Source organism: Luteococcus sp. H91 (assembly GCF_038433135.1).
In the GTDB taxonomy this organism is placed as follows: Bacteria; Actinomycetota; Actinomycetes; order Propionibacteriales; family Propionibacteriaceae; genus Luteococcus.
Window position 1 is genome coordinate 61269 of record NZ_JBCDMV010000009.1, and the last position, 7161, is coordinate 68429.

Here is a 7161-nt window from a genome sequence, read left to right on the forward strand (position 1 = left end):
ATGGCCGACGAGTTCGCGGTCCAGGTTGAGGTGACCGGCGACGTCGGCGTCGTGAAGTGGAACGGCGCCGTCGACGCGGACACCCTGGCCCGGGCCGTGAGCATGGCCGCCGACGACATCCTGCTGGGGCACGCGGTGCGCCGTCTGGAGGTGGCGATCCCCGCTACCGACCAGATGGCGCGCCGCGCGCTGCACCTGGCCGGTTTCCGCCGCGAGGGCGTGCTGCGGCACGGCCTCGCGGTGGCCGACGGCGACTACATCGACGTCCACCAGTACTCCCGGCTGTCCGGCGACGTGGTCTACGGGCCGGAGGGTTTCTCCGCCGTGATGGACACGGTGCTGCCCACCAAACGGCTGATCGCACACGCGGTCTTCCGTGACCAGGCCGGCCAGGTGCTGCTGTTGCAGACCACCTACAAGACCGACTGGGAGCTGCCTGGCGGCATCGTCGAACCGGGCGAACCACCCCGCGTCGGGGCCGAACGCGAGATCCTCGAGGAGCTGGGGCTCAACGTCAGCCTCGGCTCCCCCGCCCTGGTCGACTGGATGCCGCCCTACCTGGGCTGGGGCGACGCCCTGGAGTTCATCTACGACGGCGGGGTGCTGGACGCCAGCACCATCCACGAGCTGGTCCGCGAGGAACGCGAGATCGCCGCGATCCATTGGGTCTCCCGCGGTGACCTGCCCCAGCACGTCTCACCGCTCTCGGCCCGCCGGATCACCCTGATCCTGGACGGTTTCACCGGCTTCACCGAGGACGGCGTCGCCATCGTCCAGTGAGCACAGCGGTCCCTGACCAGATCCGATCAGGGCCCCTTCGGCGTGGCAGCTCAGCCTTCCGTCGTCGTTCCCAGTAGGCATCTCTGGGAGTTCAGGGCGCCGATCACGACCCGGGTGCTGCCCGAGCTGCCGTCGGCGGCGCGCAGGCTGAAGGTCTCCGAGATCGGGCCGGGGGTGACCGCCAGCACGTGCCGGGCCATCTTCGCCACGGCCTGCCGTACCGACTCGGGGGGTGCGCTGTCGCTCCGTCGCCCCGTCTTCCGCGGCCACCGTCGTCGTGGTACCGCCGGGGTACTGCTCCGCATTGCACAGCAGCGGGTAGCGGTCCTCGGTGTCCGACGGGTGGTAGAGAGGCCCGGTGAGCCGCCCGTCCAGGCGGGCCAGCAGCAGCCGCCCGTAGACCAGCACCGTGTCCGGCCAGGAGAGTCCGCCGGCATCCCATATGTTGTCCGGAATGGCGGCAGTGTTGTCCGTCAGGCGAACAGCGCGGTGGAGAGCTGGCGGCGGGCCTTCAGCACCGCCTTGTCGGCCTTGCCGACGACGTCGAAGAGCTCCAGCAGGCGCAGCCGGGCGCGCTCGCGCTCCTCGTCGCGGGTCTCACGGATGATCTGCAGGATTCGGTCGAAGGCGGCGGCCGGGTCACCATTGATCAGCTCCAGGTCGGCCGCATCCAACTGCGCGTCCCAGTTCTGCGGCTCGGTGTTCGCAGCCGCCACGATCGCCTGCGGATCGAAGCTGGCAGAACGCTCCAGCAGCTTGGCCTGCGCCAGCCCCTGGATGGCCTCCTGGTCCGCCGGGGCCATGTCCAGGATCTTCTGGAACTCGGCGACGGCCGTGCCGTAGTCACCCGACTGCAGGGCGGCGTCGGCGTCGGCGAAACGGGGATCCACGGCCGGGGCCGCCTCCGGGGCCTCGGCATCGGCAGCCGGCGCCGCCGGGCCCACCGGCTCGGCCCGTCCGGTCAGGCCATTGGCCAGCGCGATCTGGCTCACCTGGTCCAGGTAGGCCTGAACCTCCTCGGCGGGCTTGGTGCCCTGGAAGAGCGGCGCCAGCTGGCCACCGATGATCGCCACCACGGTGGGCACGGCCTGCACACCCATCGCCTGCGCGATCCGCTGTTCGGCGTCGATGTTCACCCGGGCCAGCAGCCAGCGGCCACCCGCAGCATTGGTGGCCGAGATCAGCACGTCGGAGAGCTCCTGGGCATTGGCGCGGGGCGAGTAGAGCTCCATGATCACCGGGTGGGTGGCGGACTTGCGCACCACCGCGTCGAAGTCCGCCTCGCCCACCTGCTGCACATAACTGCCGGCGGCGGCCCCCGTCGAGGCGGCACCAGCATTGCTGGTGGCGGGGGCTGCGGCGGCCAGGGAGGACAGGTCGACGGCACCGGGGCGGTTGAAGCTCTGAGAAGTCATGGGCCCATTCTTCCGCGAGGGTGCGGCATTGCCCAAGTCCGTTCAATGTTCACCGCCGACCGCTCCCGGACGGCGGCAAATGCGGGCAAGATGGGGGCCATGGCACACGAACGCGCTGGGCAGGTAGCCCAGGAACAAGACCTGATCAATGTCGACGAGGTTCTGTCGGCCTACTACGACATCACTCCCGACGTGGACAACGTCGACCAGCAGGTGGTCTTCGGCACCTCCGGCCACCGCGGTTCCTCGCTCGACGGCAAGTTCAACGAACTGCACATCGCCGCCACCACCCAGGCAATCGTCGAGTACCGCGCCGAGCAGGGCACCACGGGCCCACTGTTCATCGGCAAGGACACCCACGCCCTGAGCCTCCCGGCGTGGAAGACCGCCACCGAGGTGCTCGTCGCCAATGGTGTTGCCGTGATGGCCGAGTACGAGGACGAGTACACCCCGACGCCTGCCGTCAGCCGCGCCATCATCGTGTACAACCGGGACCACGTCGGCCAGCCGCAGGCCGACGGCATCGTCGTCACCCCCTCGCACAACCCGCCGCGCGACGGTGGCTTCAAGTACAACCCGCCGAACGGCGGCCCCGCGGACACCGACGCGACCAGCTGGATCGCCGACCGGGCCAACGAGCTGATGCGCGACCCGTCGGGGATCAAGCGCGTGGCCTACGACGAGGCCGCCGCGACGGTGACCCGCTTCGACTACCGCACGGCCTATTGCGAGGACCTGGTCAACGTCATCGACATGGAGGCCATCAAGAAGGCCGGCGTGCGGATCGGCGCCGACCCGATGGGTGGTGCCGCCGTGCAGTACTGGCAGTACCTTGCCGAGAAGTCCGGTCTGGACCTGACCGTGGTCAACCCCGAGGTGGACCCGACGTGGCGCTTCATGACCCTGGACACCGACGGCAAGATCCGGATGGACTGCTCCTCGCCCAATGCGATGGCCAGCCTGATCGCCCAGCGCGACAAGTTCGACATCTCCACCGGCAATGACGCGGACTCCGACCGCCACGGCATCGTCACGCCCGACGCCGGCCTGATGAACCCGAACCACTACCTCGCCGTGGCCATCTGGTACCTGTTCACCCACCGTCCCGGCTGGGATGAGCAGGCCCGAGTTGGCAAGACCCTGGTCTCCAGCTCAATGATCGACAAGGTTGCCGCGGAGATCGACCGTGAGCTGGTGGAGGTTCCGGTTGGCTTCAAGTGGTTCGTGCCCGGCCTGATCAGCGGGGACATGGGCTTCGGCGGTGAGGAGTCCGCCGGCGCCAGCTTCCTGACCCTGGACGGCAAGACCTGGACCACGGACAAGGACGGTCTCATCCTGGACCTGCTGGCCTCGGAGATCCTGGCCGTGACCGGCAAGACGCCCAGCCAGCACTACGCCGAGCTGGAGGCCAAGTACGGCAAGTCCTACTACGCCCGGATCGACGCCGACGCTGACCGTGAGCAGAAGGCGCGTCTCAAGGCGCTCTCCCCCGCGGACATCACCGCCACCGAGCTGGCCGGGGAGAAGATCACCGCCATCCTCACCGAGGCCCCCGGCAATGGTGCGGCGATCGGCGGCGTGAAGGTCACCACCGAGAATGGCTGGTTCGCGGCCCGCCCGTCGGGCACCGAGGACAAGTACAAGATCTACGCGGAGAGCCTGAAGTCGGCCGAGCACCTGGCCGCCATCCAGGCCGAGGCCAAGGACGTCGTCAACGCGGCGCTGAACGCCTGATCGCACAGGACCTGTCAAGGACGTGCCCCGGGGATTTCCCGGGGCACGTCCTTGTGTGTGGGCTCCGCGCCGGCATGGGTCAGGCGCTCAGGGCCTTGCTGGCCAGGCCCATACCGGCGCGGGTGGCCGCCACCGCCACCAGGTCACCGGGGCCGAGCGGCAGGTCGCTGTGCAGGTTCCAGATCCAGACCGTGCTGCCGCGGGGACGCACCGCCAGCACCTTGCAACTTCCCAGGCTGTCCACCCGGCCCACGCTGGCCGCCTTCTGCACGTCCAGCTCACCCAGGATCACCACCCGGCGACCCACCGGCACGACGGTCTCATTGCGTCGCCCCAGCGCGGCGGCGGCGAAGGCGGGGGCGGCCAGCCGGGAGACCGATCGGGTGGGGCCGGTGCTCAGCTGGCGCTCCACCCGGCTGGCCAGATCGTCGTCGAACATCCGGGTGACCACCCGCACCCGCGGGTTCAGGGCATTGGCGGACAGCGCGATCTGCAGATTGGCGGCGTCGGAATCGGTGACGGTGACCAGGCAGTCGGCCTGCTCCACCCCGGCGCGCTGCAGGGTGGCGTCGTCGACGGAATCACCGATCAGCACGGGGATCCGGGCGGCCCGCGCACCGGGAACTCCGACGGCGTCCTCACTCTGCTCGATCGCAACCACGCTCAGGCCACGCTCCTTCAGCCCGCGGGCGACCCGCAGGCCCACCCGGCCCAGGCCGACCACGATGTAGTGCTTCTTGGGCTTGCCCCGCAGGCCGCTGGTCAGCGCCGCCAGCCGGGAGCTGATCAGCACGTCGGTGATCACGGCCGTGATGCCGGAGGTGATCAGCACCCCGACCAGCTGGATCACGATGCCCACCAGTCGGGTGCCGATCGGCAACTGGGAGAAGTCCTCCCCCATCCCGGTCAGCGTCGACGCGGTGAGGGCGACGTAGAGCGCGGTAAGCCAGTCCAGATGCGCGGCCAGATGGAAGAAGACGGTGGAGCCGATCACCAGCAGCACCAGGGTGGCCACCACCCAGCGCAGCCGCCGGTCAAAGAGCGCCACCATGGCACCCCACCAGCCGCGCTGCCGGGCGCGCGGCCCGGTGGAGGTCACCCGGGTGCCGAGCACCACGTTGCCGCGGCGGTGCAGCACGGTGTCGTCCTCGTCGGCGCGCACCTCCCCCAGGATGGCCAGCACCTCGCCGCCCACCCGGGAGTCACGCCCGGCGGCCAGCTGGCGCCCACCGATGGTCAGCGGCTGGGCGAGGCCACCGGGAAAGGCCGCGGCGACGAAGGAGGGCGAGGCCAGCGCCGCGGCAGAGAGCACCGTGCACGAGCCGAGCAGCGGTTCCAGTCGTCGGCCAAAGGCGGGATTGTCCAGCTCCAGCACGATCCGGGCATCGGGGTTGAGTTCCTCCACCATCAGGGCCACCCGGACGGTGGTGATCTCGTCGAGCCCCAGTACCACCACGGCCTGCATCTGGTCGATCCCCGCCTCGGCCAGGGCATGCTCGCGGATCTGGTCCACCCGGATCAGGGCGGCACCCACCTGGCGCAGCTCGTCCAGCATCCACTCCGGGGAGGTGTCCAGCACCAGGGCGCGGACGTGTTCCCCGCCGCCGATCAACTCGTCGGCCAGCCGGATGCTGGTCGAACTGGCACCCACCACGAGGACGGCCATCTCAGTCGTCGAACTCCTCGTCGTAGTCATCGCCGTCGAGCTCGTCGTCGAGCTCCGCGGGCTTCAACTGGGCGCGCAGACCGGCCCGCTGGATGACGCGCTGGATGGTCAGGTCGCGCTGTTCCGGGCGCCCGACGAAGGTGATGTCCCGCAGGCCCTGATCCTGCGCCGCGGATTCGAAGACGAAGTGCCCGAAACCCAGCAACCGGCCGAGCAGCGGCTGGTAGACCGAGATGTCCAGGATTCTGGTCATCGGCATGGTGGCCAGGTGCTGGTCCAGCACGCCGTGCACCCGGAACACTCGCATGTTGGTGATCACGAAGCGGTCCATGAACTGCATGTGGATCAGCAACATGCAGTAGCAGAACAAGAAAAGTCCCAGCAGCAGCGCCAGCCACCAGAAGCTGCCCAGCCACGGCATGATCCAGAACAGCGGGGCGCAGGCGACGATCCCCAACGCCGGCAGCACCACGGTGACCCAGTGCTTGGCCACCTCGTCGACGATGAACTCGCCCTGATCGACGAGGAGGTGACGGTCAACCTCGGGCGCCAGGAAGCGCGAGAAGAAGCTCATCCGGTCACCCGCGACCAGACCGGATCAGTTGCCAGCGAGCGCGCTGAACAGCCGTCCGATCGCCTCGACGACGGACTTCACGCCGGCCGCAAACTCCTCGGGCTGGGTGGCGATGTAGTAGATGATGAAAGCAATCACCAGCGTCCACAGGATCTTCTTGGCCCACTCGGGCATGCTCTGTCTCCTCGTTCAGGTTGACCCGCGGGTCCTTGGGGAAGTTCGCGGCCCGGACACGGGCACAGCCAGCATCCAGTCGAGTCAACTATGCCGCACCGGGGTTGCGGATGCGCATTGGCCACGCGGAAGTCTGCAGGATCGGTTGAGTCATCCCCCACTGGCAAAGCTCGGCCCCGCCGTTCCCTGCCCGGGTCTGCTGTGGAAGCATGGAGCCATGGACAACAGCGATCTTTTCATCTGCATCGACCACGTCGGCCTGGCGGTCGCCGACCTCGACGAGGCCATCAAGTTCCACACCGAGAAGTTCGGCTTCCGGGTGCTGCACCAGGAGGTCAACGAGGAGCAGGGTGTCGCCGAGGCGATGCTGGGCACCGGAACCCAGGAGCCCGAGAGCGCCCAGATCCAGCTGCTCGCCCCGCTGAACGAGAACTCCACCATCGCCAAGTGGCTGACCCGCAATGGCGGTCCCGGCATGCAGCAGCTGTGCTACCGCGTGGCCGACATCGACGCAGTCTGCGCCACCCTCCGTGAGCGCGGCCTGCGGCTGCTCTACCCGGAGCCCAAGACGGGCACCGGCGGCGCACGGATCAACTTCGTGCACCCGAAGGATGCCGGTGGCGTCCTGCTGGAGCTGACCCAGCCCCCGGCCAACGCACAGCACTGATTCGGCAGCAAGCACCGACGTCACGGGGGGGGGGGGGGGGGGGGGGGGGGGGGGGGGGGGGGGGGGGGGGGGGGGGGGGGGGGGGGGGGGGGGGGGGGGGGGGGGGGGGGGGGGGGGGGGGGGGGGGGGGGGGGGGGGGGGGGGGGGGGGG

8 protein-coding genes are annotated in these 7161 nt (G+C 69.4%); 3 read left to right on the forward strand and 5 right to left on the reverse strand.

All coding sequences use genetic code 11. The features are described from left to right. Positions 1-780, forward strand: coding sequence for an NUDIX hydrolase (locus AAEX57_RS06715; RefSeq protein ID WP_342091281.1), 780 nt, complete (start codon positions 1-3; stop codon positions 778-780). A gap of 50 nt (positions 781-830) precedes the next feature. On the opposite strand, the gene AAEX57_RS06720 is transcribed toward AAEX57_RS06715, so the two are convergent. Together AAEX57_RS06720 and AAEX57_RS06725 are read right to left on the reverse strand one after the other, a co-directional pair. Next, positions 831-989: a hypothetical protein gene (locus tag AAEX57_RS06720; protein ID WP_342091280.1), complete on the reverse strand. Its 159-nt coding sequence runs from the start codon at positions 987-989 to the stop codon at positions 831-833. Positions 990-1253: 264 nt separating this feature from the next. After that, positions 1254-2195, reverse strand: a complete 942-nt coding sequence (locus tag AAEX57_RS06725) for a tetratricopeptide repeat protein (protein WP_342091279.1) — start codon at positions 2193-2195, stop codon at positions 1254-1256. A gap of 99 nt (positions 2196-2294) precedes the next feature. Here AAEX57_RS06725 and pgm point away from each other — a divergent pair, with 99 nt between their 5' ends. Further along, entirely contained in the window at positions 2295-3929 is a 1635-nt protein-coding gene (pgm, locus tag AAEX57_RS06730; protein ID WP_342091278.1) for a phosphoglucomutase (alpha-D-glucose-1,6-bisphosphate-dependent), read from the forward strand. Positions 3930-4008: 79 nt separating this feature from the next. Here the strand turns inward: pgm and AAEX57_RS06735 are convergent, their stop codons facing one another. From AAEX57_RS06735 to AAEX57_RS06745, 3 genes are read right to left on the reverse strand one after another with little or no spacing between them, the layout of a single operon-like run. Then, positions 4009-5595 carry an NAD-binding protein gene (locus AAEX57_RS06735; RefSeq protein WP_342091277.1) on the reverse strand — a complete coding sequence of 529 codons (1587 nt, stop codon included), beginning with the start codon at positions 5593-5595 and terminating at the stop codon, positions 4009-4011. A 1-nt stretch (position 5596) separates the two neighbouring features. Further along, complete coding sequence (locus tag AAEX57_RS06740) at positions 5597-6169, reverse strand: PH domain-containing protein (protein ID WP_342091276.1); 573 nt, start codon at positions 6167-6169, stop codon at positions 5597-5599. A gap of 24 nt (positions 6170-6193) precedes the next feature. Then, positions 6194-6343 (reverse strand): hypothetical protein, encoded by a 150-nt coding sequence (locus AAEX57_RS06745; protein ID WP_170165175.1) that lies wholly within the window; start codon positions 6341-6343, stop codon positions 6194-6196. Positions 6344-6560: 217 nt separating this feature from the next. Between AAEX57_RS06745 and mce the strand changes: the two genes are divergently transcribed. Next, a complete protein-coding gene (gene mce, locus AAEX57_RS06750) occupies positions 6561-7010 on the forward strand; it encodes a methylmalonyl-CoA epimerase (RefSeq protein WP_342091275.1) in 450 nt (149 codons plus the stop codon). Positions 7011-7161: the final 151 nt, after the last annotated feature.